The sequence below is a fragment of the Streptomyces sp. cmx-4-9 genome (assembly GCF_046548835.1).
Lineage (GTDB): Bacteria > Actinomycetota > Actinomycetes > Streptomycetales > Streptomycetaceae > Streptomyces.
In genome coordinates, this window is sequence record NZ_JAEBEE010000003.1 from 367,393 (window position 1) to 393,583 (window position 26,191).

At 72.4% G+C, this 26,191-nt stretch carries 25 protein-coding genes, 1 tRNA gene and 1 pseudogene; 12 read left to right on the forward strand and 15 right to left on the reverse strand.

All coding sequences use genetic code 11. The annotated features are described in order from the left end of the window. Nucleotides 1-7: 7 nt before the first annotated feature. From ACLJTM_RS12560 to ACLJTM_RS12570, 3 genes are all read right to left on the reverse strand, one after another. Nucleotides 8-763, reverse strand: coding sequence for a TrmH family RNA methyltransferase (locus ACLJTM_RS12560; RefSeq protein WP_411103596.1), 756 nt, complete (start codon nucleotides 761-763; stop codon nucleotides 8-10). A 102-nt stretch (nucleotides 764-865) separates the two neighbouring features. Continuing rightward, complete coding sequence (locus ACLJTM_RS12565; RefSeq protein ID WP_411103793.1) at nucleotides 866-2,059, reverse strand: HTTM domain-containing protein; 1,194 nt, start codon at nucleotides 2,057-2,059, stop codon at nucleotides 866-868. Beyond that, complete coding sequence (locus tag ACLJTM_RS12570; RefSeq protein ID WP_411103597.1) at nucleotides 2,056-2,742, reverse strand: DUF5819 family protein; 687 nt, start codon at nucleotides 2,740-2,742, stop codon at nucleotides 2,056-2,058. The genes ACLJTM_RS12565 and ACLJTM_RS12570 overlap by 4 nt, the downstream gene beginning before the upstream one ends. Before the next feature lie 147 nt (nucleotides 2,743-2,889). Between ACLJTM_RS12570 and paaA the strand changes: the two genes are divergently transcribed. The 6 genes from paaA (at nucleotide 2,890) to ACLJTM_RS12600 (ending at nucleotide 7,884) form a co-directional block, all read left to right on the forward strand. Beyond that, nucleotides 2,890-3,927 carry a 1,2-phenylacetyl-CoA epoxidase subunit PaaA gene (paaA, locus tag ACLJTM_RS12575; protein ID WP_411103598.1) on the forward strand — a complete coding sequence of 346 codons (1,038 nt, stop codon included), beginning with the start codon at nucleotides 2,890-2,892 and terminating at the stop codon, nucleotides 3,925-3,927. After that, nucleotides 3,924-4,208 (forward strand): 1,2-phenylacetyl-CoA epoxidase subunit PaaB, encoded by a 285-nt coding sequence (gene paaB / locus ACLJTM_RS12580; RefSeq protein WP_411103599.1) that lies wholly within the window; start codon nucleotides 3,924-3,926, stop codon nucleotides 4,206-4,208. The genes paaA and paaB overlap by 4 nt, the downstream gene beginning before the upstream one ends. Next, complete coding sequence (gene paaC / locus ACLJTM_RS12585) at nucleotides 4,205-4,984, forward strand: 1,2-phenylacetyl-CoA epoxidase subunit PaaC (protein ID WP_411103600.1); 780 nt, start codon at nucleotides 4,205-4,207, stop codon at nucleotides 4,982-4,984. Before paaB ends, paaC begins: the two co-directional genes overlap by 4 nt. Beyond that, nucleotides 4,978-5,475, forward strand: a complete 498-nt coding sequence (paaD, locus tag ACLJTM_RS12590) for a 1,2-phenylacetyl-CoA epoxidase subunit PaaD (protein ID WP_411103601.1) — start codon at nucleotides 4,978-4,980, stop codon at nucleotides 5,473-5,475. Before paaC ends, paaD begins: the two co-directional genes overlap by 7 nt. A gap of 27 nt (nucleotides 5,476-5,502) precedes the next feature. Next, nucleotides 5,503-6,636 (forward strand): 1,2-phenylacetyl-CoA epoxidase subunit PaaE, encoded by a 1,134-nt coding sequence (gene paaE, locus ACLJTM_RS12595; protein WP_411103794.1) that lies wholly within the window; start codon nucleotides 5,503-5,505, stop codon nucleotides 6,634-6,636. A 99-nt stretch (nucleotides 6,637-6,735) separates the two neighbouring features. Then, complete coding sequence (locus ACLJTM_RS12600; protein ID WP_411103602.1) at nucleotides 6,736-7,884, forward strand: acyl-CoA dehydrogenase family protein; 1,149 nt, start codon at nucleotides 6,736-6,738, stop codon at nucleotides 7,882-7,884. Nucleotides 7,885-8,021: 137 nt separating this feature from the next. Here ACLJTM_RS12600 and ACLJTM_RS12605 read toward each other — a convergent pair whose 3' ends face one another. From ACLJTM_RS12605 to ACLJTM_RS12630, 6 genes are all read right to left on the reverse strand, one after another. Beyond that, nucleotides 8,022-8,366 (reverse strand): rhodanese-like domain-containing protein, encoded by a 345-nt coding sequence (locus ACLJTM_RS12605; RefSeq protein ID WP_384370796.1) that lies wholly within the window; start codon nucleotides 8,364-8,366, stop codon nucleotides 8,022-8,024. Between the two features lie 58 nt (nucleotides 8,367-8,424). Further along, entirely contained in the window at nucleotides 8,425-9,183 is a 759-nt protein-coding gene (locus tag ACLJTM_RS12610) for a hypothetical protein (protein ID WP_411103795.1), read from the reverse strand. A 179-nt stretch (nucleotides 9,184-9,362) separates the two neighbouring features. Next, nucleotides 9,363-10,763, reverse strand: coding sequence for a DUF2252 domain-containing protein (locus ACLJTM_RS12615; protein WP_411103603.1), 1,401 nt, complete (start codon nucleotides 10,761-10,763; stop codon nucleotides 9,363-9,365). A 52-nt stretch (nucleotides 10,764-10,815) separates the two neighbouring features. Next, a complete protein-coding gene (locus ACLJTM_RS12620) occupies nucleotides 10,816-11,463 on the reverse strand; it encodes a response regulator (protein WP_411103796.1) in 648 nt (215 codons plus the stop codon). Nucleotides 11,464-11,483: 20 nt separating this feature from the next. Beyond that, entirely contained in the window at nucleotides 11,484-13,175 is a 1,692-nt protein-coding gene (locus tag ACLJTM_RS12625) for a sensor histidine kinase (protein WP_411103604.1), read from the reverse strand. A gap of 328 nt (nucleotides 13,176-13,503) precedes the next feature. Further along, nucleotides 13,504-13,586, reverse strand: a tRNA-Leu gene (locus ACLJTM_RS12630). Nucleotides 13,587-13,877: 291 nt separating this feature from the next. Here ACLJTM_RS12630 and ACLJTM_RS12635 point away from each other — a divergent pair. The 6 genes from ACLJTM_RS12635 to pknB all read left to right on the forward strand — a co-directional run bounded on the left by ACLJTM_RS12635 (nucleotide 13,878) and on the right by pknB (nucleotide 21,981). Beyond that, the gene (locus ACLJTM_RS12635) at nucleotides 13,878-14,711 is read left to right on the forward strand and encodes an FhaA domain-containing protein (protein ID WP_411103605.1); all 834 of its coding nucleotides are present in this window, start codon (nucleotides 13,878-13,880) and stop codon (nucleotides 14,709-14,711) included. A 10-nt stretch (nucleotides 14,712-14,721) separates the two neighbouring features. After that, nucleotides 14,722-15,231, forward strand: a complete 510-nt coding sequence (locus ACLJTM_RS12640) for an FHA domain-containing protein (RefSeq protein WP_411103606.1) — start codon at nucleotides 14,722-14,724, stop codon at nucleotides 15,229-15,231. Nucleotides 15,232-15,375: 144 nt separating this feature from the next. Then, the gene (locus tag ACLJTM_RS12645) at nucleotides 15,376-16,839 is read left to right on the forward strand and encodes a PP2C family protein-serine/threonine phosphatase (protein ID WP_411103607.1); all 1,464 of its coding nucleotides are present in this window, start codon (nucleotides 15,376-15,378) and stop codon (nucleotides 16,837-16,839) included. Between the two features lie 31 nt (nucleotides 16,840-16,870). Further along, nucleotides 16,871-18,295, forward strand: coding sequence for an FtsW/RodA/SpoVE family cell cycle protein (locus ACLJTM_RS12650; protein ID WP_411103608.1), 1,425 nt, complete (start codon nucleotides 16,871-16,873; stop codon nucleotides 18,293-18,295). Beyond that, nucleotides 18,292-19,755, forward strand: a complete 1,464-nt coding sequence (locus ACLJTM_RS12655; protein ID WP_411103609.1) for a peptidoglycan D,D-transpeptidase FtsI family protein — start codon at nucleotides 18,292-18,294, stop codon at nucleotides 19,753-19,755. Before ACLJTM_RS12650 ends, ACLJTM_RS12655 begins: the two co-directional genes overlap by 4 nt. Before the next feature lie 165 nt (nucleotides 19,756-19,920). Further along, nucleotides 19,921-21,981 (forward strand): Stk1 family PASTA domain-containing Ser/Thr kinase, encoded by a 2,061-nt coding sequence (gene pknB, locus ACLJTM_RS12660; protein WP_411103610.1) that lies wholly within the window; start codon nucleotides 19,921-19,923, stop codon nucleotides 21,979-21,981. Nucleotides 21,982-22,138: 157 nt separating this feature from the next. On the opposite strand, the gene ACLJTM_RS12665 is transcribed toward pknB, so the two are convergent. The 6 genes and pseudogenes from ACLJTM_RS12665 to ACLJTM_RS12690 all read right to left on the reverse strand — a co-directional run bounded on the left by ACLJTM_RS12665 (nucleotide 22,139) and on the right by ACLJTM_RS12690 (nucleotide 26,135). Beyond that, nucleotides 22,139-22,873 carry a class E sortase gene (locus ACLJTM_RS12665; RefSeq protein WP_411103611.1) on the reverse strand — a complete coding sequence of 245 codons (735 nt, stop codon included), beginning with the start codon at nucleotides 22,871-22,873 and terminating at the stop codon, nucleotides 22,139-22,141. Nucleotides 22,874-22,895: 22 nt separating this feature from the next. After that, nucleotides 22,896-23,750 (reverse strand): annotated as a pseudogene (locus ACLJTM_RS12670) (class E sortase); the annotation flags it as partial. Further along, on the reverse strand, nucleotides 23,717-24,355 hold the full coding sequence (locus tag ACLJTM_RS12675; RefSeq protein WP_411103612.1) for an aminodeoxychorismate/anthranilate synthase component II: 639 nt from the start codon (nucleotides 24,353-24,355) through the stop codon (nucleotides 23,717-23,719). The pseudogene ACLJTM_RS12670 and the gene ACLJTM_RS12675, both read right to left, overlap by 34 nt. Continuing rightward, nucleotides 24,352-24,528: a hypothetical protein gene (locus tag ACLJTM_RS12680; protein WP_266935629.1), complete on the reverse strand. Its 177-nt coding sequence runs from the start codon at nucleotides 24,526-24,528 to the stop codon at nucleotides 24,352-24,354. Before ACLJTM_RS12680 ends, ACLJTM_RS12675 begins: the two co-directional genes overlap by 4 nt. 91 nt (nucleotides 24,529-24,619) lie before the next feature. After that, nucleotides 24,620-25,390: a class E sortase gene (locus ACLJTM_RS12685; RefSeq protein WP_411103613.1), complete on the reverse strand. Its 771-nt coding sequence runs from the start codon at nucleotides 25,388-25,390 to the stop codon at nucleotides 24,620-24,622. Further along, nucleotides 25,362-26,135: a DUF881 domain-containing protein gene (locus tag ACLJTM_RS12690; protein ID WP_411103614.1), complete on the reverse strand. Its 774-nt coding sequence runs from the start codon at nucleotides 26,133-26,135 to the stop codon at nucleotides 25,362-25,364. Before ACLJTM_RS12690 ends, ACLJTM_RS12685 begins: the two co-directional genes overlap by 29 nt. Between the last annotated feature and the right edge of the window lie 56 nt (nucleotides 26,136-26,191).

Genomic DNA, 26,191 nt, shown 5'->3' on the forward strand with positions numbered 1-26,191 from the left:
GACCGGATCAGCCCCGGGGTCCGCCCCAGTGGAAGAGGGCCATGGCCACGCTGGTGGCCAGGTTGTAGCTGGACACCTGCGGCCGCATCGGCAGGGACACCAGGTGGTCGGCCCGGGCACGCAGCTCGGGTGAGATGCCGTGGCGTTCGGAGCCGAAGGCCAGCAGGGCGTCGTCCGGGAGGGCGAGGGCGCGGATGTCCTCGCCCTCCGGGTCCAGCGCGTACAGCGGGCCGGGCGGCAGCTCGTCCAGCTCCAGCCGCTCGACGGCGGTGGCGAAGTGCAGCCCCGCCCCGGCCCGGACCACGTTCGGGTGCCAGGGGTCGAGGTCGCCTCGGGTCACCACGCCGGTCGCGCCGAAGCCCGCCGCAAGCCGGACCACGGCGCCGACGTTGCCGAGGTTGCGGGGGTTGTCGAGCACCACGACGGGTGCCGACCGCGGCTGCCGGGCCAGGCTCGCCCGGCGGCTCTCCGCTCCGGGCCGCACGGCCAGGGCCGCCACCCCGGTGGGGTGCACGCGGGGCAGCAGGGCGGCCAGCGGGGCCGCCTGCACCAGCCGGGCGACCTCGGCCCCGACGTCCGGGGCCAGCTCGGCCGCGAGGGCCCGTACCGCCGCCGGGTCCTCGGCGACGGCGAGCCGTACGTCCGCGCCGAAGCGCAGGGCGTGCTTCAGCGCATGGAACCCGTCCAGCAGCACCAGGTCCGGCCGCCCCGCGGCCTCCCGCCACCGCTGAACCGCCTGATCCGCACTTTCCCGCTCACTCATGTCCCGACCCTAATGCCGTGCCGAAGAGGACCACGCCGGCGCCGGGCGGCCGAGACCCGGGGGCCCGGGGGCGCCTCCCGGCAACGGCGCCGCAGGTGGGCGTCAGCGTGCGGCCGGGCTCGGCTCCGCGGGCCGGTGCTCGGCATCCGCAGGCGCCGACGGGGGCCCGGCCCCGGTGGTCCCGGCCGCCACCCGCCCGGGCCGGAGCCCGGCGACCCGCCCGCCCAGCCACACCAGGAACACCGTCGGCAGGAACACCGCGTCGGCGGCGATCATCGCCAGCGAGAAGAACGGCAGGCCCAGCACGACCGCGATCCCGGCGTGCTCCAGCATCATCACGGCCAGCAGCACGTTCTTGATCCGCCGGTTGAACAGCGTGAACGGGAACGCCACCTGCACTGCGACCGTCCCGTACGACAGCAGCATCACCAGGGTCCCGCTGCCCGCCAGCAGCGCCGACAGCCCCGGCCAGGGCGTGAAGTAGTCCAGCCCGAGCGGGTAGTAGAGGGCCGTGCCGTCCTGCCACCGCGAGCCCTGGATCTTGTACCAGCCCGCCGTGGCGTAGATCAGGCAGACCTCCGCCATGATCACCAGCATCCCCGCGTTGTGCAGCAGGTTCGCCAGGACGTCCAGCGCCGCCCGCCCCTCGCCCTCGGGCTCGTACCGGTCGGCCGTCCACCACAGCCCGGCGAACACCCACAGCGCGGTGAAGGCTCCCAGCCACAGCAGCCCGAACCGCCCGGTCGCCGCGCCGTAGGCGAAGACCGCGCCGAGCACCGCCCACAGCACCGGCCCGGCGGGCCCGGCCGTGGCCGAACCCCGGGTGCGGGCCCGGCGGGCGTCCAGCGACCACACCTGCGCGCACCGGGTCAGCACCAGGTAGATCGCCATCAGGTGGATGACGTTGTCCCCGCCGTCGCCCATGAACACGCTGCGGTTCTGCAGCGACAGCACCCCGGCCATGAACACGACGGACAGCGCCCGGGTGCGCCAGCCCAGCAGCAGCCCGATGCCCGACAGCACCGACAGCGCGTAGACGATCTCGAACCAGGGCGTCGCGTCGGACCACATCAGCACGGTGAAGGCGCCGTTCGAGGCGATCAGCCGCTCTGCCAGCTCCCAGCTCCACGGGCCGTCGGGCCCGTACAGCTCGCGCCGGTGCGGGAACTCCCGCAGCAGGAAGAACACCCAGGTCCCGGCGAAACCGATGCGGATCACGGCGCTCTGGTACGGGCCCAGTGCCCGCCCGGTGACCTGCGCGAGCGCCCGCGCGGCAGCCCCGCGCGCGCGGGTCAGACCGTCCACCACGGCAGCTCCCGGTAGGAGGTCCGGGTATCGGTGGACTCGTTGCTCCAGGAGGGCGCGGCCACCGCGGTCGTCGCCGAGCGCAGCTGGACGCGCAGCAGGCGGGCGCCGGGGTGGTGGGGGGCGAGCCGGGCCACTGCGATCCGCTGCAGGTACGCCTCGGACAGGGCGCCGCGCTCGCCGTTCGGCTTGTCGTCCTCGTCGTGGGAGCCGGTGAAGAAGTCCCAGGCGCGGCGCAGCTCGTTCTGCTCCGTGTGGCTGGGCAGCAGGCTGTGCCGGATGGCGGCGCCGTCCTCGGCCGACAGGTCGCGCCAGCCGCTGGTGGCCAGCTCGCCGTCGGCGGTGCGCAGCTGTGCCCGCGCCTCCACGGCGATGTTCTGCTGGAGCGGGTTGGGGGCGAAGAGCTTCCAGTTCTGTTCGAATTCGGGGTAGATCCAGCGGTCCACGGTCCGTGCGTGCTGCCTGCTGAGGGTGTTGGACGGGGCCACGTGCAGGAAGACCAGCGCCAGGTGCCCGAGGGCGGCCCCGGCCACGGCGGCGAGGGCCAGCCCGGCCAGGACCCGGTACGGCGCGGAGAGACCGGCTATGCCGGGCGCCCGCGGCGGGGGTGGAACGGCCCGTTCCGCGGCTTTCTCCGCGCCCCCTTCCACCGGCTCGTGCTCGTTCGAATCCATCCCGCCCCGATCATCCGGCGTCCACAGGGTTGACCACAGAGGTTGACACCCTACGGGCCGCCGTCTCACCATTGAAGAGAACGAACCGAACGATCGGTCGGTCGGGCGCCCGGAAGGCCGGCCGAGACACTCTGACAGGGGACCGCGATGGTGGCAGTGACACCGGAGACGGGGCCGCAGACGGCCCCGGCGACGGGCGGGACGGCCGGCGCCGGCACGGCGGCCGACCTCGGCGCGCAGCTCGCGGCGGCCTTCGACGCCGCGGTGGCGGCCGAGGAGCGGGTGGAACCGCGCGACTGGATGCCCGACGAGTACCGCGCCTCGCTGGTCCGCCAGATGGCCCAGCACGCCCACTCCGAGATCATCGGCATGCAGCCCGAGGCCAACTGGATCACCCGCGCCCCCTCGCTGCGCCGCAAGGCGATCCTGATGGCCAAGGTCCAGGACGAGGCCGGCCACGGGCTGTACCTCTACAGCGCCGCCGAGACCCTGGGCACCAGCCGCGACGAGCTGCTCGACAAGCTCCACACCGGCCGGCAGAAGTATTCCTCGATCTTCAACTACCCCACCCTGACCTGGGCGGACGTCGGCGCGGTCGGCTGGCTGGTGGACGGCGCCGCGATCACCAACCAGGTGCCGCTGTGCCGGTGCTCCTACGGCCCCTATGCCCGGGCGATGGTCCGCATCTGCAAGGAGGAGTCCTTCCACCAGCGCCAGGGGTACGAGCTGCTCCTCGCCCTCTCGCACGGCACCGAGGCCCAGCACGCCATGGCGCAGGACGCCGTCGACCGCTGGTGGTGGCCCTCGCTGATGATGTTCGGCCCCCCGGACGACGAATCCGCGCATTCGGCGAAGTCCATGGCCTGGCGGATCAAGCGCCACTCGAACGACGAACTGCGCCAGCGGTTCGTGGACATCGCCGTACCGCAGGCGCAGTCCCTCGGCCTGACCCTGCCCGACCCCGACCTGAAGTGGAACGAGGAGCGCGGGCACCACGACTTCGGCGCCATCGACTGGACCGAGTTCTGGGACGTGCTCAAGGGCAACGGCCCCTGCAACGAGCAGCGGATCACCCAGCGGCGCACGGCCCACGAGGAAGGCGCCTGGGTGCGCGACGCCGCCGCGGCGTACGCGCAGAAGCAGGCGGCGCAGCACGCCGCACCGAACGAGGAGGCACGGGTATGACGCAGAACTGGCCCCTGTGGGAGGTGTTCGTGCGCTCACGCCGCGGCCTCTCGCACACGCACGCGGGAAGTCTGCACGCGCCCGATGCGGAGATGGCCCTGCGCAATGCCCGCGACCTCTACACCCGGCGCGGCGAGGGCATCTCCCTCTGGGTGGTGCCCTCCACCGAGATCACCGCCTCCTCCCCGGACGAGCGGGACCCGTTCTTCGCCCCGTCCGCGGACAAGCCCTACCGCCACCCGACCTTCTACGACATCCCGGAGGGGGTGAGCCACCTGTGACCGGGGCCGACACCACCGCGGCCGGCAGCACCGCGGCCGCAGCCGGGACGGGGCAGGCCGCCTCCGCCGTGAGCGCGGCCGCGCTCGCCCTCGGCGACGACGCGCTGATCCTCTCCCACCGCCTCGGCGAATGGGCGGGGCACGCCCCCGTGCTGGAGGAGGAGGTCGCCCTCGCCAACATCGCCCTCGACCTGCTCGGCCAGGCCCGGCTCCTGCTGTCCATGGCCGGCGACGAGGACGAGCTGGCCTTCCTGCGCGAGGAGCGGGCCTTCCGCAACCTCCAGCTGGTCGAACAGCCCAACGGGGACTTCGCCCACACTATCGCCCGGCAGCTCTTCTTCTCCTTCCACCAGCACGAGCTGTACGGAGAGCTCGCCCGCGGCGAAGGCCCCTTCGCGCCCCTGGCGGCCAAGGCCGTCAAGGAGACCGCGTACCACCGCGACCACGCCGAGCAGTGGACCCTGCGCCTCGGCGACGGCACACCGGAGAGCCACGCGCGCATGCGGGCCGCCCTGGACGCCCTGTGGAAGTACACCGGGGAGATGTTCCAGCCGGTGGAAGGCCTGGGCGAGCTGGACTGGGCCGCCCTGGAGGGGCGCTGGCTGGCCGCGGTCACCGGGGTGCTGGAGCGCGCCGGGCTCGCCGTGCCCGCCGGGCCGCGCACCGGCGCCTGGGCGGCCGGGGCGGGACGCCAGGGACTGCACACCGAGCCGTTCGGGCGGCTGCTCGCCGAGATGCAGCACCTGCACCGCAGCCACCCGGGGGCGACGTGGTGACCGGGACCAGCCGCCTGGAGGCGGAGCTGGCGGAGATCGCCGGCGCCGTCCCGGACCCCGAGCTGCCCGTGCTCACCCTTTCCGAGCTCGGCGTGATGCGCGGGGTGCGGATGCACGAGGACGGCCACGTGGAGGTCACCCTCACCCCGACCTACACGGGCTGCCCGGCCATCGAGGCCATGTCCGCGGACATCGAGCGGGCCCTGACCGACCACGGCATCCGCACGGTGCAGGTGACCACCGTGCTGGCCCCGGCCTGGTCCACCGACGACATCAGCGCCGAGGGCCGGCGCAAGCTCGCCGAGTTCGGCATCGCCCCGCCGCGCCCGCACTCCGCCGGCGGGCCGGTCCCGCTCACCCTCTCGGTCCGCTGCCCGCACTGCGGGTCCACGGACACCGAGCTGCTCAGCCGGTTCTCCTCGACGGCGTGCAAGGCACTGCGCCGCTGCACGGCCTGCCGCGAACCGTTCGACCACTTCAAGGAGCTGTAGATGGCCGTGTCCCCGCCGTCTGTGCCGATCGCGCCGCCCGTCTCCGAGGGCCCCGCGCCCACCCGGGCCGCCCGCCACGGCGCCTTCCACCCGCTGACGGTGGCGGCGGTCGACCGGCTCACCGACGACGCGGTGGCGCTGACCCTGCGGGTGCCCGCGGAGCTGCGGGCCGCGTACCGGCACGCCCCCGGGCAGCACCTGACCCTGCGCCGGTCCGTCCCCGGCGGGACCGAGGTCCGGCGCACGTACTCGATCTGCTCACCCGCCCCCGCGGCCGGCGGCCCGGGCCCCGAGCTGCTGCGGGTCGGGGTGCGGCTGGTGGAAGGCGGCGCGTTCTCCACCTTCGCGCACAAGGAGGTCGCCGCCGGCGACGTGCTGGACGTGATGGTCCCGGCCGGCCGGTTCGTCCTGGACCCGGTGGCCGCCCCGGCCGGCGGGCACTACGCGGCGGTCGTCGGCGGCAGCGGCATCACCCCGGTGCTGTCGATCGCCGCGACCCTGCTCGCGGCCCGCCCCGACGCCCGGTTCTGCCTGGTGCGCAGCGACCGCACGGCGGCTTCGACGATGTTCCTGGAAGAGGTCGCCGACCTCAAGGACCGCTACCCGGCACGGTTCCAGCTGGTCACCGTCCTCTCCCGGGAGGAGCAGGAGGCGGGACTGCCCTCCGGACGGCTCGACGAGGACCGGCTCGCCGCGCTGCTGCCCGCCCTGCTGCCCGTCGCCGAGGTGACCGGCTGGTTCCTGTGCGGGCCGTACGGTCTGGTGCAGGGCGCGGAGCGGGCCCTGCAGGGTCTCGGTGTCGCGCGGACCCGGGTCCACGAGGAGGTTTTCCACGTCGAGGACACGACCGCCCCCCGGCCCCCGCGGACTGCCGAGTCCTCCGTGCACGGGCGGGTCACCGCCCGGCTCGACGGCCGCTCGGGCACCTGGCCGGTCCAGGACGGGGAGTCCCTGCTGGACGCCGTGCTGCGCAACCGGGCGGATGCCCCGTACGCCTGCAAGGGCGGGGTCTGCGGGACCTGCCGGGCGTTCCTGGTGCAGGGCGAGGTGCGGATGGACCGGAACTTCGCGCTGGAGGCGGAGGAGACGGAGGCCGGGTTCGTGCTGGCCTGCCAGTCGCACCCGGTGACCGAGGAAGTGGAGATCGACTTCGACCGCTGACGGACCTCCCGCCCCGCCCCTGTCCAATTTCAGGAACGTGTTCTATCTTGACGCACCGTCAGGACAGGACCGTCCGGGGTGCGCGCGGGAGGACAGACAGTGGACTTCACCTTCACCGAGGAGCAGCAGGCGGCCGTCGAAGCGGCGAAGGCCGTCTTCGCGGACGTCGCCCCCGACAGCGTGCCCAGCCCGGCACTCACCCCGGGAGCCGTGGCGGACGAGTTCGACCGCCCGCTGTGGGCCAGGCTCGCCGCGTCCGACCTGCTGAGCCTGGTCCTGGCCGAGGAGCACGGCGGCGCCGGCCTGGACACCATCGCCCTGTGCCTGGTGCTGCGCGAGGCCGCGCGGGTACTGGCACGGGTGCCGCTGCTGGAGCACTGCGCCACCGCCATGGCCGTCCAGGCCCACGGCAGCCCCGAACTGGCCTCCGCCCTGCTGCCCGGCGCCGGCCGGGGCACGCTCGTGCTCACCGCCGCCGCGCACGGCCGCAGCGGCCACGATGGGGCAGAACTCGCCGTCACCGCCCGCCGCGAGGAGGCGGACGGGGACTGGGTCCTGGACGGCACCCAGACCGCGGTCGCCTGGGCCCAGAACGCCGACTGGATCGCCGTACCGGCCCACACCGCGCAGGACGGGGCCGTCCTCGCCCTGGTGCCCCGCGGCGCCGAAGGGCTCGTCATCGCCGAGCAGTTCTCCACGTCAGGGGAGCGGCTCGGCGAGCTCACCCTGGACGGCGTCCGCGTGCCCGCCGCGTACCTCATCGGGGCTCCCGGCGCCTGGGACGGACTCCGCCGGCTCCTGGCCACCGGGACCTGCGCGCTCGCGCTCGGACTCGGCGAGGCGGTACTGGCGATGACCAGTCAGTACACGGGCAAGCGGGAGCAGTTCGGGCACCCCGTGGCCACCTTCCAGGCCGTGGCCGTCCAGGCCGCCGACCGCTACATCGACCTGCGCGCCATGGAGGCCACCTTGTGGCAGGCCGCCTGGCGGCTCGACGCCGCGACGGGTGGCGCCGGCGGACCGCTGCCCAGTGCCGGCGATGTCTGCGTCGCCAAGATCTGGGCCTCGGAAGGGGTGCGCCGGGTCGTGCAGACCGCCCAGCACCTGCACGGCGGCTTCGGCGCCGACACCGACTACCCGCTGCACCGGTACCACGCCTGGGCCAAGCAGCTGGAGCTCCAGCTCGGCCCGGCCGCGGCGCACGAGGAGGCCCTGGGCGACCTGCTGGCCGCCCACCCCCTGTCCTAGTGCGGTGACCGGGCCCGTGTCCTAGTGCGGTGACCGGGCCCGCACGGACCCGCGAGAGCCCGCCCGGACCTGCCGGGCCCCGCCGAGGGGCCCGGGGCCCGAAAGGGCCGGGGCGCGGGCACCTGCCCCAGGAGGCGTCAGAGAACGAAGGCCTGGGTGCCGTTGTCCGTAACCATCGGGCGGCCGGCCCGCTCCCAGGCCTGCATGCCGCCGTCGATGTTCACGGCGTCGATCTCCTGGCGCACCAGGTACTGGGTCACCTGGGCGGAGCGCCCGCCCACCCGGCACATCACGTGCACCCGGCGGCCGTCCTCGACGGCCTCGGTCAGCTCGCCGAAGCGGGCCACGAAATCGCTCATCGGGATGTGCAGGGCGCCCTCGACGTGCCCGGCCGCCCATTCGTCGTCCTCGCGGACGTCGAGGACGAAGCCTTCGGAGGGCACCGCGGCGGCGTCCACCGAGGGAAGCAGTCCGAAGTTCATAGCTGTCGCCTTCTCTCTTCGCAGACCTGCGGCCAACCTATCGGAATCCGCCGCGTCCTCACGGGGCGGCGAGGGCCGCCAGTTCCGCCTCGCGCGCGGACACCTGCGCCAACAGCTGGTCGGCGATCTCCTCCAGCAGCCGGTCCGGGTCCTCGGGAGCCATCCGCAGCATGGACCCGATCGCGCTGTCCTCCAGCTCCTTGGCCACGACCGACAGCAGCTCCTTGCGCCGGGCCAGCCACTCCAGCCGCGCGTACAGCTCGTCGCTCTCGCCCCGCGCCGGCTCCTCGGGCGCCGGACCGGCCTCCCACTCCTCGGCCAGCTCGCGCAGCAGCTGCTCCTCGCCCCGCGCGTAGGCCGCGTTGACCCGCGCGATGAAGGCGTCCCGCCGCTCGCGCTCGGCCTCTTCCTGGGCCAGGTCGGGGTGGGCCTTGCGGACCAACTCGCGGTACAGGCGGCGCACCTCCTCCGAGGGCCGGACCCGCTCCGGCGGCCGCACCGGCCGGTCGGTCAGCATCGCGGCCGCGTCGTCGGAGAGCCCGTCCGAGCCCAGCCAGTCGTGGAACAGCTCGTCCACCCCGGGCATCGGCATGACCAGCGACCGGGCCTCCCGTGCCCGCCTCAGATCCTCGGCGTCCCCGGTCCGCGCGGCCTTCGCCTCGGCGATCAGCGCGTCCAGCTCATCGAGCCGCGAGTACATCGGCCCGAGCTTCTGGTGGTGCAGGCGGGAGAAGTTCTCCACCTCCACCCGGAAGGTCTCCACCGCGATCTCGAACTCGATCAGCGCCTGCTCCGCGGCCCGTACGGCCCGCTCCAGGCGCGCCTCGGGACGCTCCCCACCCGGCGCGTCGGGGGCGCCGGTGTCACCGGTGACGGTCTGCTCGGGCTGCTCGGTGTGCTCGCTCACCCGGCCAGCCTACGGCCCGCCGGCCCGGCCCGGACCGGGCGCACCGGCCCGGTGCCCCGGGGTCCGCCCCGTGGCCGCAGCAGCGCCCCTCAGACCCCGGTCTCCGCCGCGATCCGGCCCGCCCGTACCGCCGCCACCAGATCGGCGTGGTCCGCCTCGCTGCGGTCCGCGTAGGCCACCGCGAAGTCGGCCATCGCCTCGTCCAGCTCCTCGTTCTTCCCGCAGTACCCGGCGAGCACCCGCGGATCGGCGCTGTGCGCGTGCGCCCGGGCCAGCAGGGCCCCGGTCATCCGGCCGTAGTCGTCGAGCTGGTCGGCCGTCAGCGCCGCCGGGTCCACACTGCCCTTGCGGTTGCGGAACTGCCGTACCTGGAAGGGCCGCCCCTCCACCGTGGTCCAGCCGAGCATGATGTCCGAGACCACCTGCATCTGCTTCTGCCCGGCCACCACCCGCATCCCCTCGTGTTCCGGCGGCGCGGAGACGAAGCCCAGCGCGGGCAGGTGCGGCAGCAGCGCCGAAGGCCGCGCCTCCTTCACCTGGAGCACCAGCGGCTCGCCCCGGTGGTCCAGGAGCAGCACCACGTACGAGCGGGTGCCGACGCTCCCGGTCCCCACCACGCGGAAGGCCACGTCGTGGATCGCGTACCGGGCCAGCAGCGGCAGCCGGTCGCCCTGGAGGGTGGCGAGGTACGGACCCAGGGAGGCGGCCACGGCCGCGGCCTCCTCGTCCCCGACCCGGCGCAGCACGGGCAGCGCATCCACGAACCGCCGCCCGCCGTCCGCAGCGGCCTCGGTCGACCTGGCCGCGAACCGCGCGGAGGTGTTGTTGCGGGCCTTCTCCGAGACCCGCTCCAGGATGCCGACCAGGTCCCGCACGTCGGTGTGCGAGACCAGCTCCTCGTCGGCGATGGCGTTCCACGAGTCCATGGCCGGCAGCCGGGCCAGCAGCCGCATCGTCCGCCGGTAGGAGCCCACGGCGTCCAGGGCGGCGGCCCGGCAGGCGTCCTCGCCGGCGCCCGACACCCGGCCGGCCAGCACCAGGGAGGTCGCCAGCCGCTTCACGTCCCACTCCCACGGGCCGAAGACGGTCTCGTCGAAGTCGTTCAGGTCGATGACGAGGCGGCCGCGCGCATCGCCGTACAGACCGAAGTTCGCCGCGTGGGCGTCCCCGCAGATCTGTGCGCCGACTCCGGTCACGGGCCCCGCGGACAGGTCGTGGGCCATCAGTCCGGCGGCTCCGCGCAGGAAGGCGAAGGGGTTGGCCGCCATCCGGCCCACCCTTATCGGGGTCAGCGCGGCGACCCGCCCCGCGTTGGACTCCTCGACGGCGCGCACCGCGTCCGGGCGTCCCGCGGGCGCCTCGAAGCGGGCGTGCGCCGACCGCGGCACCCTCTCCCGCAGCGCCTTGCCCTCCTGCTTGGGCGACTCCGACACCGCCCGCGGCTTGAACCCCGCCACGTCCGGAATCCGCTGCCCCGCTACCGTCGCCATCGACGCCGCCCCCACCTGTGGTTCTCTCACCTGCTGACGCGGCAGACGGTATCTACAGCCCGGCATCCCTGGCCAGCAGCGCCGCCTGCACCCGGTTCTCGCACCCCAGCTTCGCCAGGATCCGGCTGACGTACGTCTTCACGGTGGCCTCGCTCATGTGCAGCCGCCGGCCCGCGTCCGCGTTGGACAGGCCCTCACCCAGCAGGGCCAGCACCCCGCGCTCGCGCTCGCTGAGCTCCGCCACCTGCCGTCGGGCCTGCTCGCCGCGCGCCGCGGCCTGCCCGGACGCCAGCAGGTCGACCACGTGCCGGGTCGCCGCGGGGGAGAGGTACGCATCCCCGGCCACCGCCGCGCGCACCGCCCCGATCAGCTCCCCGGGCGCCGAGTCCTTCAGCAGGAAACCCGCCCCGCCCTGGCCCAGCGCCCGCAGGACGTTCTCCCGCTCCCCGAAGGTGGTCAGGATCAACGCCCGCGTGTCCGGCACCGCGCGCCGCAGTTCGCCCAGCGCGGTCAGCCCGTCCATGACCGGCATCTGGATGTCCAGCAGCACCACGTCCGGGGCGTGTGCCAGCGCCTCGTCCACCGCCTCCCGGCCGTTCGCCGCCTCCGCCACGACTGCGATGTCCGGGGCCGAGGTCAGGATCATCCTGATCCCGGCCCGGATCAGCGGCTCGTCGTCGGCGATCACCACTCTGATCATTCTGGCCGTCACCCGTGCTCCTACTGCTTGACCTCGTACGCCTGCTTGTCGACGAGCTTGCCGTCCTTGAAGCAGAACCGGAAAACGCTGTCGGTGGTCAACTCCCCCGATTCCTCCGTGGAGAGCAGGGCCAGGCACTGCGTGCCCTCCGGGCGCTTCGGCCCCTTGCGGTCCAGTCCCGAGGTCAGGATGGAGCTGCCGTCGGGCAGCCGGCCGCGCACCGCCTGCTCGGACTCCCCCACGTGCACCGCGTCGTAGTCGGAGGGGTCGATCATCGAGTCGTTCACCGAGCCGAGCATCAGGACGACCCCCGCCCCGATCACGATCACCAGGAGCACCATCGCGGCCACCGCGATCCCGCACCCCATGACCACGCCCCCGGTCCGGCTGCGGCCGGGGACGGCCAGTTCCCGGTCGACCGCGGCCCAGTCCATGGGAGGCGCGCCCTCCAGCGCCAGGGCCTGCGCCCGGTCCTGCTGGCCGAAGTCGTCCGCCACCTCCTGGGACCCGGCCCGCTCCGCCCCGTACGGGAGCACCCCCGCCACCCGGAACCCGCCGTCCCCGGTGGCTCCCGCGTGCACCATCCCGCCGACCAGCCGGGCGCGTTCGCGCAGCCCCGTCAGTCCCTGCCCGCCCGACACCACCTCGCCGGGGCCCGTCGCGACGGCCGGCCCGTTGGCGATCTCCACCACCAGCGAGTCGTCCTCGTACCGCAGCTCCACCGAGATCGCCGAGCCCGGAGCGTGCTTGTACGCGTTCGTCAGCGCCTCCTGCACGATCCGGTACGCCGCGTGGTCGCAGGCCGCGACCAGCGGCCTCGGCTGCCCCGACGAGGTCAGGCGCACCTCGGTGCCCGCGCTCCGCGCCGCCTCCACGACCGCCGCGATCCCGGCGACCCCGCGCGCCGCCGGGTGCGCGGCCTCCTCCGCCGGCGCCGGTGCCTCGACCCCGTCCCGCAGGATGCCGACGACCTCGCGCAGCTCGTGCATCGCGGCCACCGAGGCCTGCCGGAGCACCCCCACCCCCTCGCGCTGCCGGTCGGTGAGCTGCGGGTCCACCTCCAGGGCGCCGGTGTGCACCGCGATCAGCGCCAGCTGGTGGCCGAGGCTGTCGTGCATGTCCTGGGCGATCCGCTGCCGCTCGCGCAGCCGGGCCTGCCCCGCGACCATGGCGCGTTCGCGCATCAGCTGCCCGTTGCGCTCCTGGAGGGCGCGCAGCAGCGTGCGGCGCTGGTGCCAGTAGCGGCTGGCCAGGCCGGGCATGACGGTCGTCGCCAGGAACATGAGGGTGGAGAAGACGATGACGAGGAGCAGCCGCATCTGGCCCCACTCGTGCACCAGGCTGAAGCCCACCATGGCGAGGAACGCGATGACGAAGGCCGCCAGGGCCCGCCCCACCCCCACGATCCGGCGCCCCGCCGACCAGCCCAGCAGGGTGGTGACCAGGAACGATCCGGGCAGGAACACGCCCAGTACGGAACCGGCGACCAGCATGGTGGCGGGGAGCCTGCGCCGCAGCAGGGTCAGCACCAGCACGGCCGCGGCGCCGGCCGCCATCCGCATCCCCGAGCCGTGGTCGAGTTCCTCGACGCCGAGGCCCAGCAGGGCCAGGACCGCGGCGAGCACGAGGTCCCCGGCCAGCATCCGCCGGGTCCAGGGCTCGGGGCCCCTCAGCCGGTCCCAGCCCGCACGTGCTTTCGCCTTCGCATCCACGCGCCCGACCCTAGACACCCGCCCCCACCCCCGGCCGCCCTCTTTCGTCGCGGCCCGCGCAACGAAAGTCGGACGGCGCGGCCCCCGCCGTGGGGCACGAGCGAGGTCGCCGCGATCGGCGGCCGGCGGAATTGCAGCCCAGCCGCGAATTCATATCGGGCGAATTCGGACTCCGCCGGACTCTTCGGAAAGAGAACCCGCGGATCGACCACGGCCCGTCACCCGGTGCGGGACACATGTCACGCCCGAAAACGGACAAATCCAATCGTAGAAACGGCAAAGCGAAACGGCCGCCACTGCTTTCGCAGTGACGACCGTCTCGTCGATGTGGGCGAGGGGGGATTTGAACCCCCACGTCCCGAAGGACACTGGCACCTGAAGCCAGCGCGTCTGCCGTTCCGCCACTCGCCCGAGCAGCGCCCCAGTGGTTCTTCCCTTTCGGGCCGTTCCCCTGGCGACGTCGAAACATTAGCACGTCGGAGGGGGTGGATTCACATCGCTTTCCCCGCACCCCCCACCCGGGCCCCGACGGCCCCTCCCGCACTCCGGCCCCGGTGCGGGACACTGTTCCTGCGGCACCCCTACGATCGCTTGTGAGGACCAACACTCCTGCACACCGGACCGATGGGGAACCAGCCGAATCCGCCACGCGTGGATACGATCAGTAAGCAGTACAGGGCGAAACGACGGAGGAGGTGCCCCATGGGAGTCCTGAAGCGGTTCGAGCAGCGACTCGAAGGTCTGGTGAACGGCACCTTCGCCAAGGTGTTCAAGTCCGAGGTCCAGCCGGTCGAGATCGCAGGCGCCCTGCAGCGGGAGTGCGACAACAACGCCACGATCTGGAACCGCGAGCGGACCGTCGTCCCCAACGACTTCATCGTCGAGCTCAGCGCGGGCGACTACGACCGCCTGAGCCCGTACTCCGGCCAGCTCGGCGACGAGCTCGCGGGCCTCGTCCGCGACTACGCCAAGCAGCAGCGCTACAGCTTCATGGGACCGATCAAGGTCCACCTGGAGAAGGCCGAGGACCTCGACACCGGCCTCTACCGGGTCCGCAGCCGTACGCTCGCCTCCAGCACCTCCCAGCCGCAGGCCCCGCAGCCGGACCGCGGCCAGGCACCGCCCCCGAACCAGCAGCAGGGCGGCTACGGGTACCCCCCGGTCGCCGCCCCGCCCATGCCGGCCGGACCGCCCCCGGGCGGCGCCGCCGGACGCAGGCCTGCTCCCGGCGGCCCCCCGGCCGCCGCAGGCGCCGGCCGGCGCCACTGGATCGAGATCAACGGCACGCGCCACCAGATCTCGCGCCCGACGCTCGTACTCGGCCGAAGCACCGAAGCCGACGTGCGGATCGACGACCCCGGCGTATCGCGCCGGCACTGTGAGATCCGGACCGGAACGCCCTCGACGATCCAGGATCTCGGGTCCACCAACGGCATCGTGGTGGACGGGCAGCACACCACCCGCGCTACGCTCCGCGACGGCTCGCGGATCGTCGTGGGCAGCACGACCATCATTTACCGGCAAGCCGAAGGGTGAAGCGGGGGCAATGTCAGAGCTGACCCTGACGGTCATGCGGCTGGGTTTCCTAGCCGTTCTGTGGCTGTTCGTCATCGTGGCCGTCCAGGTCATCCGCAGCGACCTCTTCGGAACGCGGGTGACCCAGCGCGGCTCGCGCCGCGGTGGTTCCGCCGCGGCTCCGCAGCAGGCGGGCGGCCGCCAGGCTGCTGCCGCGGCCCCGCCGCAGCAGCGCCAGCGGCGCGGTGCGCCGACCAAGCTGGTCGTCTCCGAGGGCACCCTCACGGGCACCACGGTGGCCCTCGCAGGCCAGACGATCACGCTCGGCCGGGCGCACGACTCGACGATCGTGCTGGACGACGACTACGCGTCGAGCCGCCATGCCAGGATCTATCCCGACCGTGACGGCCAGTGGATCGTCGAGGATCTCGGGTCCACCAACGGCACGTATCTCGACCGGACCCGGCTGACCACCCCGACGCCCATTCCGCCGGGCGCCCCGATCCGCATCGGCAAGACCGTCATCGAGCTGCGGAAGTAGTACGAGAATGAGCGAGCGGAGCGAGCGAGCCGCGGCGATCCGTCCCACCGAGGACACGGACCCGAGCGCGCTCCCGACCGGAGGGTGGGCAGTGTGGCTCGAGACCGGTTGTACCCGGAGGCAGCGTCGACAGGGCAGGTACACATGAGTCTGTCCCTGCGGTTCGCCGCCGGATCGCACAAGGGCATGATCCGCGAGGGCAACGAGGACTCCGGCTACGCCGGGCCCCGGCTCCTCGCGATCGCCGACGGCATGGGAGGCCAGGCCGCCGGCGAGGTCGCGAGCTCCGAGGTGATCTCCACCCTCGTGCAGCTCGACGACGACGTCCCGGGCTCCGACATCCTCACCTCCCTGGCCACGGCCGTGCAGCGCGCCAACGACCAGCTGCGGGTCATGGTCGAGGAGGACCCCCAGCTCGAAGGCATGGGCACCACCCTGACCGCCCTGCTGTGGACCGGTCAGCGCCTCGGCCTCGTCCACGTCGGCGACTCCCGGGCCTACCTGCTGCGCGACGGTGTCCTCACCCAGATCACCCAGGACCACACCTGGGTGCAGCGGCTCGTCGACGAGGGCCGCATCACCGAAGAGGAAGCCACCACCCACCCGCAGCGCTCCCTGCTGATGCGCGCGCTGGGCAGCGGCGACATCGTCGAACCCGACCTCTCCATCCGCGAGGTCCGGGCCGGCGACCGCTACCTGATCTGCTCCGACGGGCTCTCCGGCGTCGTCTCCCACCAGACCCTGGAGGAGACCCTCGCCGACTACCACGGCCCCCACGAGACCGTGCAGGCGCTCATCCAGCTCGCCCTGCGCGGCGGCGGCCCGGACAACATCACCTGCATCGTCGCGGACGTCCTGAACACCGACAGCGGCGACACCCTGGCCGCGCAGCTGAGCGACACCCCGGTCGTCGTCGGCGCCGTCGCCGAGAACCAGCACCAGCTCTTCGACGGCGGCAACGCCATGCAGACCCCGGCCGGCCGCGCCTCGGGCCTGGGCCGCCAGGCCCCGCCGCCCGCGGGCTCCTTCGGGCCGCCCGGCAGCAGCGAGGCCCCCGGCTACGGGTACGGGGAGCAGGGCCAGGGCGGCGGCTACGGCAACTTCGGCGACGCCGACGCCCAGGCCTACGACTCCGACGGCGGCTACGAGGACACGTACGACAAGCCCCGCCGGCGCCGCAGCAAAGGGCGCAAGTGGACCACCCGCACCCTGACCCTGCTGCTCGTCGCGGGCGTGGTCGGCGGCGGCCTCTACGCGGGTTGGCGCTGGACCCAGACGCAGTTCTACGTCGGGGTGAAGGGCGAGCACGTGGCGCTCTTCCGCGGCATCAGCCAGAAGCTCGGGCCGCTGGAGCTCTCCAAGGTGGAGACCGACCACCCCGAGATCGAACTGAAGTACCTCCCGCCCTTCAAGCGCAAGCTCGTCCAGGACACCATCAGCGAGAGCAGCCTCGGCGCCGCCCGGGAGAAGCTGGACGACCTGGGCCTGCAGGTCTCCGCGTGCAAGAAGGACGAGGAACGCCGAAGCGCGGAGGCGCAGAACCAGACACCCGGCACCACGCTGACTCCGCAGGAGCAGCAAGTGGTCAGTTTCTGCGGAAAGCAGTAGACACCCGCGGGCGCAGGGGGCCTGCCACACCATGAGCGTTGTCACCAACACGACCACCATCGGCGCCATCGAGCTGCCGAGCCGGCGGAACACCGAGCTGATGCTGCTCGGCTTCGCCGTGGTCATCCCGATGTTCGCCTACGCCAACGTGGGCCTCGCGATCGACGGCAGCCTGCCCCCGGGCATGGTGCTGTACGGCCTGGCGCTCGCCGCCCTGGCCGGGATCGCGCACCTCGTCGTGCGCCGCTACGCCAAGTACGCCGACCCGCTGCTGCTGCCGCTGGCCACCCTGCTCAACGGGCTCGGGCTGGTCCTGATCTGGCGGCTCGACCAGTCGGAGCGGCTGCAGAACCTGGCCAAGCGGTCCTTCGGCGCGTTCTCCCCCTCCGCGCCGAACCAGATGCTGTACACGGCGCTGGCCATCGGGCTGTTCGCCGGCGTCCTGCTGGTGCTCAAGGACCACCGCGTCCTGCAGCGGTTCACGTACATCTCCATGGCCGGCGCCCTGGTCCTGCTGATCCTGCCCGTCATCCCGGGCCTGGGCGCCGACGTCTTCGGCGCCAAGATCTGGATCAGCGTCGGCGGCTTCTCCATCCAGCCCGGTGAGTTCGCGAAGATCGTCATCGCGATCTTCTTCGCCGGCTACCTGATGGTGAAGCGCGACGCCCTGGCCCTGGCCAGCCGCCGCTTCATGGGGCTCTACCTGCCGCGCGGCCGCGACCTCGGCCCGATCCTGATGATCTGGGCGATGAGCCTGCTCGTCCTGGTCTTCGAGAACGACCTCGGCACCTCGCTGCTCTTCTTCGGCATGTTCGTGATCATGCTGTACGTCGCCACCGAGCGGACCAGCTGGATCGTCATCGGCCTGCTGATGTCGGTCGGCGGCGCGGTCGTCGTCGGCACCTTCGCCAGCCACGTCCAGGCCCGCGTGAACGCGTGGCTCGACCCCTTCGCCTGCTACGCCAAGTCCGGGGCCTGCGAGCAGGTCGGCCAGTCGATCATGAGCTTCGGTTCCGGCGGGGTCCTCGGTGCGGGCTGGGGCCAGGGCAACTCCGACCTGATCGGGTTCGCCGCCAACTCCGACTTCATCTTCTCCACCGTGGGCGAGGAACTCGGCCTCACGGGCGTGATGGCCTTCCTCCTGCTCTACGGGCTCATCATCGAGCGGGGCGTGCGCACCGCCCTCGCCGCCCGCGACCCGTTCGGCAAGCTCTTCGCCATCGGCCTGTCCGGCGCCTTCGCACTCCAGATCTTCGTCGTCGCCGGCGGGGTCATGGGCCTCATCCCCCTCACCGGCATGACGATGCCCTTCCTCGCCTCCGGCGGCTCCTCCGTCCTCGCGAACTGGATCCTCATCGCCGTCCTCATTCGGATCAGCGACACCGCACGGCGGCCCGCGCCGGCCCCCGCCCCGTCCCCCGACTCCGAGATGACCCAGGTGGTCCGCCCGTCATGAACAAGCCCCTGCGCCGCATCTCGCTGTTCTGCGGGCTGCTCGTCCTCGCGCTGCTGATCCGGACCAACTGGCTGCAGTACGTCCAGGCCGAAGAGCTCAGCACCCGCAAGGAGAACCGCCGGGTCCAGATCGCCCAGTACGCCACCGAGCGCGGCAACATCATCGTCAAGGGCGAACCGATCACGGGCTCGGCGGTCACCGACGGCAGCGACTACAAGTTCAAGCGGACCTACCTCGACGGACCCCTGTGGGCGCCCGTCACCGGCTACGCCTCGCAGGCCTTCGGCTCCACCCAGCTCGAATCGCTGGAGGACCAGATCCTCACCGGCAACGACGACCGGCTGTTCTTCGACCGCACGATCGGCATGTTCACCGGCGAGAAGAAGCAGGGCGGCAACGTCGTCACCACCCTGAACCCGCAGGCGCAGAAGGCCGCGTTCGAGAAGCTCGGCAACAACAAGGGGGCGGTCGCCGCGATCGACCCGCGCACCGGGGCCATCCTCGCCCTGGTCTCCACCCCCTCGTACGACCCCTCCAGCTTCGCCGGCAACTCCAAGGACGACGAGAAGGCCTGGGTCTCGCTGAAGGACAGCGAGAACAAGAACCTGGTCAACCGCGCCCTGCGCGAGACCTACCCGCCCGGTTCCACCTTCAAGGTGGTCACCGCCGCCGCGGCCCTGGAGCACGGTGTCGTCAGCGACATCAACGCGCCCACGGACACCCCGGAGCCGTACATCCTGCCCGGCACGCAGACGCCGATGGTCAACCACGCCTCCGGCTGCGAGAAGGCCAGCCTGAACAAGGCCCTCGAAGTCTCCTGCAACTCGGTCTTCGCGAACCTGGGCGACAAGGTCACCCGCGACAACATGGTGAAGACCGCCGAGAAGTTCGGCTTCAACAACGACAAGATCGACACCCCGGTCCGCGCCTTCCCCAGCATCTACGACAAGACGATGGGCCGGGACGGCAACGCCCAGAGCTCCATCGGGCAGTTCAACACCGCCGCCACCCCGCTGCAGATGGCCATGGTCACCGCCGCCATCGCCAACGACGGCAAGCTGATGAAGCCGTACATGGTCGACCAGCTGACCGCCCCGAACCTGGACGTGATCGAGAAGCACGATCCGTCCGAGATGAGCCGGCCCCTCTCCGCCGCCAACGCGCAGAAGGTCCAGCAGATGATGGTCAACGTCGTCGAGAACGGCACCGGCGGCAACGCCAAGATCAAGAACGTCACCGTCGGCGGCAAGACCGGTACCGCCCAGCACGGCGAGGGCAACAAGAAGCGCCCCTACGCCTGGTTCATCTCCTACGCGGAGAACCCGGACGGCACCTCGCCCGTCGCCGTCGCCGTCGTCATCGAGGACAGCGCCGCGGACCGCGAGGACATCAGCGGCGGCGGCCTCGCCGCCCCTGTCGCGCAGGCCGTCATGCAGGCCGTTCTCAAGGGGCAGGGGTGATCCGCATCACGCCTCCCGGCCGAATCCGAGCGTACGGTACCGGTCCGGTATCAGCCTGTGGTCGCGAACCGATCACTGACGATCGGCCGGTAGCCTTTGCGCGAACAGCACACCGCCGGACCACACACAGGTGCGGTCGGGACTGACGGAGAGGGCTGCAACGTTATGGAAGAGCCGCGTCGCCTCGGCGGCCGGTACGAGCTGAGCCACGTGCTCGGCCGTGGTGGCATGGCCGAGGTCTACCTCGCCCACGACACCCGGCTCGGCCGTACCGTCGCCGTCAAGACCCTGCGTGCCGACCTCGCCCGTGACCCGTCCTTCCAGGCCCGGTTCCGCCGCGAGGCCCAGTCGGCCGCATCCCTGAACCACCCGGCGATCGTCGCCGTCTACGACACCGGCGAAGACTACGTCGACAACATCTCCATCCCGTACATCGTGATGGAGTACGTCGACGGCTCCACCCTGCGCGAGCTCCTGCACTCCGGCCGCAAGCTGCTGCCCGAGCGCACCCTGGAGATGTGCATCGGCATCCTCCAGGCGCTGGAGTACTCCCACCGCGCCGGCATCGTCCACCGCGACATCAAGCCGGCCAACGTCATGCTCACCCGCACCGGCCAGGTCAAGGTCATGGACTTCGGCATCGCCCGGGCCATGGGCGACTCCGGCATGACCATGACGCAGACCGCCGCCGTCATCGGCACCGCCCAGTACCTCTCCCCCGAGCAGGCCAAGGGCGAGCAGGTCGACGCGCGCTCCGACCTGTACTCCGCGGGCTGCCTGCTCTACGAACTCCTCAGCGTCCGGCCCCCGTTCGTCGGCGACTCCCCCGTGGCGGTCGCCTACCAGCACGTACGGGAAGAGCCGCAGCCGCCGTCGAACTTCGACCCCGAGATCACGCCCGAGATGGACGCCATCGTCCTCAAGGCCCTGGTCAAGGACCCCGACTACCGCTACCAGTCGGCCGACGAGATGCGCGCCGACATCGAGGCCTGCCTCGACGGCCAGCCCGTCGCCGCCACCGCCGCCATGGGCGCGGCCGGCTACGGCTACCCCGACCAGGGCCACGGATACGGGCACCAGGGCTACGACCAGCCCACCACCGCCCTGCGCACCGCGGAGCCCGGCCAGACCGCGATGATGGCGCCGATGCCCCCGGGCGACGGCGGGTACGGGTACGGCGACCAGGGCCACGGCGGCCACGACCAGGGCCCGCACCGCCGCCAGAAGAAGAGCCGGACCTCCACGATCCTGCTCGTGGCGGCCGGGCTCCTCGTCCTGGTGGGCGCGATCCTGATCGGCCGGTCCCTGCTCGGCGACACCGCCGACAACCGCCCGGCCGTGCCCAAGTTCGTCGGCCTCACCCTCGAAGAGGCGCAGCGCAACGGCGGCAACGTCGGCATCAAGGTGGAGAAGGAGGCCGACGAGCCCTGCAAGGAGCAGCCCAAGGGCAAGATCTGCTCGCAGGGCACGGAGGCCGGCGCCCGGGTGGACGACGGTGCCACCGTCAAGGTCAAGGTCTCCTCGGGGGCGCCCAAGGTGGCCGTCATCGACGTGCAGCGGATGAAGTTCGAGGACGCGGAGAAGGCCCTGAAGGACAAGGGCTTCCAGGTCGAGCGCAAGGTCCAGGAGTCCGACCAGACCCCGGGCATCGTCATCGGCCAGGACCCCAAGAGCGGCGAGGTGGAGCAGGGCTCCACGATCACCCTGACGGTCGCCAAGGAGCAGTCGAAGGCGGTCGTCCCGGACCTGACGGGCAAGACGAAGGAGCAGGCCGCCAAGGCCCTTTCCGACGTCAAGCTCAAGCTGGGCAGCACCACGGAGGTGGAGGTGCCCGGGGCCACCCCGAAGACCGTCGTCCAGCAGCAGTTCGCGCCGAACGAGCAGATCGAGGTCGGCAAGACGGTCAACATCACGATCGCCAAGGCCGCGCAGCAGACCCAGGTGCCGAACCTGGTGGGCAAGACCGTCGCCCAGGCCAAGGCGGAACTGACCGCCAAGGGGCTGGTCTTCGGCCGGGTCATCAGCGGCTCCACGGACGACAACGCGTTCGTCCTGCAGTCCGACCCGCCCGCGAACTCCCCGATCGCCACCGGCGGGACGGTGAACGTGGCCACGATGCCCGGCGGCGGCCAGCAGGACGGCGGCGGCGGCAACGGAGGCAATGGCGGGAACGGCGGCAACGGCGGCAACGGCGGCTTCTTCGGAGGCCTGACCGGCGGCCGCTAGCGCCCGCAGCGCACGCGAGAAGAGGCCCGGCCCCAGGGGGACCGGGCCTCTTGCGTACGCGGCCACAGCGGCCGCCAGGGCCCTTTCCGGGGCCGTTCTCCGGAGCCGTTCTCCGGAGCCGTTCTCCGCAGCGGTTCTCCGGGGGCGGGGCCCGAGGTCAGCGCAGCTCCGGCGGCGGGGTGCGCTGCGCGTCCACCGCCTCTGTGCGCACCAGTTCGCCCCACACGACGTAGCGGTACTTCGAGGTGTACACGGGGGTGCAGGTGGTCAGCGTGATGAAGCGGCCCGGAGCCGTCCGTCCCGACTCCTTGGGCACCGGGTTGATCACGTCCACGTTGTACTTGGACGTCTGGCGCAGCTCGGCGAAGACCTTGTAGACGTACCAGGTGTCGCGGGTCTCGAAGACGATCGCGTCGCCGCTGCCCACCCGGTCGATGTTGTGGAACTTCGCGCCGTGGCCGTCCCGGTGCGCGGCGAGGGCGAAGTTGCCCTTCTCGTCCCACGGCAGCGCCGACTTCACCGGCTCCGTGTAGTAGCCCGCGACCCCGTCGTCGAGGACGTCGGGCGCCGTACCCGGCTTGACCAGCACCTCGCCGTTGTCCATGGCGGGCACGTGCAGGAAGCCGACGCCGTCCCGGGTGTCCAGCGCTCCCGGCCCGGCGGGCTTCGCGGACTCCTCCGGGGCCGGGGCCAGCCACTGCCGGCGGACCTGGTCGCCGCGGGCCGAGGCCTCCCGGTCCGCAAGCACGTTCGTCCACCACAGGGAGTAGGCCACGAACAGGCCGAGGACCAGGCCGACCGTGATCAGGACCTCGCCCAGCAGGCTCAGGAACCCGGCGAGCACACTGCGGCGGGGAGGGGGCGCGGCGGCGCGGCGGCGGGCACGAGACACTGCTGATTCGTCCTTCGGGCGGCTACGGGCTGTCCAGCGCGGGCGGAGGGCCCTGGCTGCGGGGGCGTTCGTCGGTCATCCTGCCCCATACGATCATCCGGTAGGTGCTGGTGAACTCCGGGGTGCAGGTCGTCAGCGTGATGTACCGGCCGGGGGCGGTGAAGCCCGAGCCCTCCGGCACCGGCCGCAGCACGGCCACGTTCGTCGGCGGCGTCTGCGCCAGCGAGGAGGTCATCTCGTACGTGTAGTAGGCGTCCCGCGTCTCGACCACGACGGCGTCCCCCGGGACGAGCCGGTTGATGTAGCGGAAGGGCTCGCCGTGCGTGTTGCGGTGCCCGGCCACCGCGAAGTTGCCCTGCGGGTCCGCCGGCATCGCCGTCTTGAGCGCGCCTTCGGCGTAGTGCCCGACCATGCCGCGGTCCAGCACCTTCGGCTTGCTGATGCCCTCCGCCACGGGCACCTTCACGTCCAGTTCGGGGATGTGGAGGATCGCGAAGCCCTGGCCGGGCTCGAAGGCCTCCACCTGCGGGGCGGCCGCCGCGCCGCCCGGGTCCCGTTCCCAGGTCTGCTGGAGCGATCCGGCCGCCCCGTCCGCCGTCCGCTGGGCCAGGAGGTTCGTGTACCAGAGCTGGTAGGCGACGAACAGCAGCATCACCAACCCCAGCGTGATGAACAGCTCTCCGCCCAGCCTGCTCGCGACGACCAGGGGGCCGCCCGAAGCAGGCCGCCTGCGGCGCCGCCCGCCCCGTCTGCGCGTCCGCCGGGCGGCCCGTTTCGCGGCCTCCTGGGCCGCCCTGCGCCGCGCGGCCCGGCCCTCGGCGGGCGCGGACGGCGCGACCGCCGTCACGCGACGGCCTTGCCCACCACCGGGGCGAGCCCCACCGAGCGCTCTACCGCACCCGCGTCACCGCAGCGCACGAGCCAGTTCGCGAGCATCCGGTGGCCCCACTCGGTGAGCACCGACTCCGGATGGAACTGCACGCCCTCCACGTCGTGCTCGCGGTGGCGCAGGCCCATGATGATCCCGTCCTGGGTCCGCGCCGTGACCTCCAGCACCCCGGGCAGGGCCGCGGGCTCGGCCGCGAGGGAGTGGTAGCGGGTGGCGGTGAACGGCGACGGCAGCCCGGTGAAGACCCCCAGCCCCTCGTGCACCACGGGCGAGGTCTTGCCGTGCAGCAGCTCGGGGGCCCGGTCGACGACGCCGCCGTACGCGACGGCCATCGACTGCATGCCGAGGCACACGCCGAAGACCGGCACCGCCGTGCGCGCGCAGTGGCGGACCATGTCGACGCAGACGCCCGCCTCCTCCGGCGTCCCCGGGCCCGGGGAGAGGAGGACCCCGTCGAAGCCGTCCTGCGCGTGCGCGAGCTCGACCTCGTCGTTGCGCAGCACCTCGCATTCGGCGCCGAGCTGGTAGAGGTACTGGACCAGGTTGAAGACGAAGCTGTCGTAGTTGTCGACAACCAGAATGCGCGCGCTCACGGAGTGACTCCCGATCCCTCGTCCACCGTCACGTCGTTGAACGGGAGGAGCGGCTCGGCCCACGGGAAGACGTACTGGAACAGTACGAAGACCACCGCGAGGACCAGTACGAGCGAGATCAGCGCGCGGACCCACGCATTGCCCGGCAGGTGCCGCCAGATCCAGCCGTACATCGACGTCTGCTTCCCTTTTCGTCCACGATCGTTCCCGCACCGCGGGGGGCGGTACGCGAACAGACTAAAGGCAGCGGCCCGGCCAGGGGGCTCAGCCCGGCAAACCCTCCGGCGGCCCCTGGTCCGCCGGCCGGGTCCCGGTCAGCTCCGCCCAGACCACCAGCCGGTGGCTGTGGCCCCACTCCGGATCGCAGGTCGTCAGCGTCAGGTACCGGCCGGGGACCGTGAAGGGGGACTTCCGCGGCACCGGGTCCACCACCGCGACCTCGGTCGGCAGGGTCCGCAGCGGCCTGCCCCGGACGGTGTACGTGTACCAGGCGCCCGCGTCCTTGAGGATCACCGCATCGCCCGCACGCAGCTCCGGGACGTCCTTGAAGGGGTCTCCGTGGGTCCGCCGGTGCCCCGCGACGGAGAAGTTCCCGATCGCGCCCAGCCGGGCGGTGCCCTCGTAGTGCCCGAGGCCCTTTTTCAGCAGGTCGGTCCCGGTGCCCTCCAGGACGGGCTTGTTCCAGTCCGGGCCGAAGCGCGGGACGTACATCTCGGCGAAGGGCCGGCCCGCGGGGTAGCCGGCGGGTTCCGGCGCCGGCTGCGGCGGGGCCTGGGACGGCGCCGGGCCGGGCGTCCCGGAGGGCTGCGGCCGGGCGCCGGCCGCGGGAGCCGCCGACCAGCCCTCGCGCAGGCGCGCCATCTCCCCGTCCATGGCCCGGTCCGCCGTGACCCCGGTCCACAGCAGGACGTAGACCACGAACAGCACGATCACGGTGCCCGCCGTCAGGCACACCTCGCTGAACGTCCGGACCGCCAGGCGCAGTACGGCCTCGGCGCGCAGGCGTTCAGGGGGTGGTCGCCACCGGCTTCGCATAGTGGAGGTCCACTGTGCCGGAGTAGCCGGGAAGTGTCAGCGCCTTGTGCTCGTCGACTTTCCAGCCGAGACCGTAGGCGTTCACGTACAGCTGGTAGTTCTGCAGGGCCGGGGAGGCGGCGAGGGCCTTGCGCAGCGCGCCGGGGTCGCCGACCGCCGAGATCTTGTATGGGGGCGAGTACACCCGGCCCTGGAGGATCAGGGTGTTGCCCACGCAGCGCACGGCGCTGGTGGAGATCAACCGCTGGTCCATGACCTGGATGCCCGCGGCGCCGCCCCGCCACAGGGCGTTCACCACGGCCTGGAGGTCCTGCTGGTGGATCACCAGGTCGTTGGGCTGCGGCTCGGGGACGTTCGGGATGCGGGCGGTGGCGTTCGGCGGGGCGTCGTTGAGGGTGACCGTCAGCCCCTTGCCGGACAGCTCCTCGGTACCGGCGGCGGCCTGCAGGGCGGCCATCTTCGCGTCCTCCGCCTTGGTACGGCCGTCGTCGCGCTCGGCCAGGGCGTCCACCCGGCTGCGGACCAGGCCGGTGGACTGCTCCAGTTCCGCGTTGCTCTCGCTGCGCTCCCGGATCAGGTCGGAGAGTTTCAGCAGCGAGGCGTCCGTGCGGATGTTCGTACCCTTGGAGGTGTTGAAACTGGTGACGAAGATGAGGCCCGCGAGGGCGAAGACGGCGGCCGTCAGCAGCCGGACCGGCCTGGCCCGGCGGCGGGGACCCGCGGAGGAGTCGTCGGAATTGCTCAACGTACCCTTCTCCTTCAACGCCACAGGTCCACTACGCTAACGGACGCCCGGGGCAG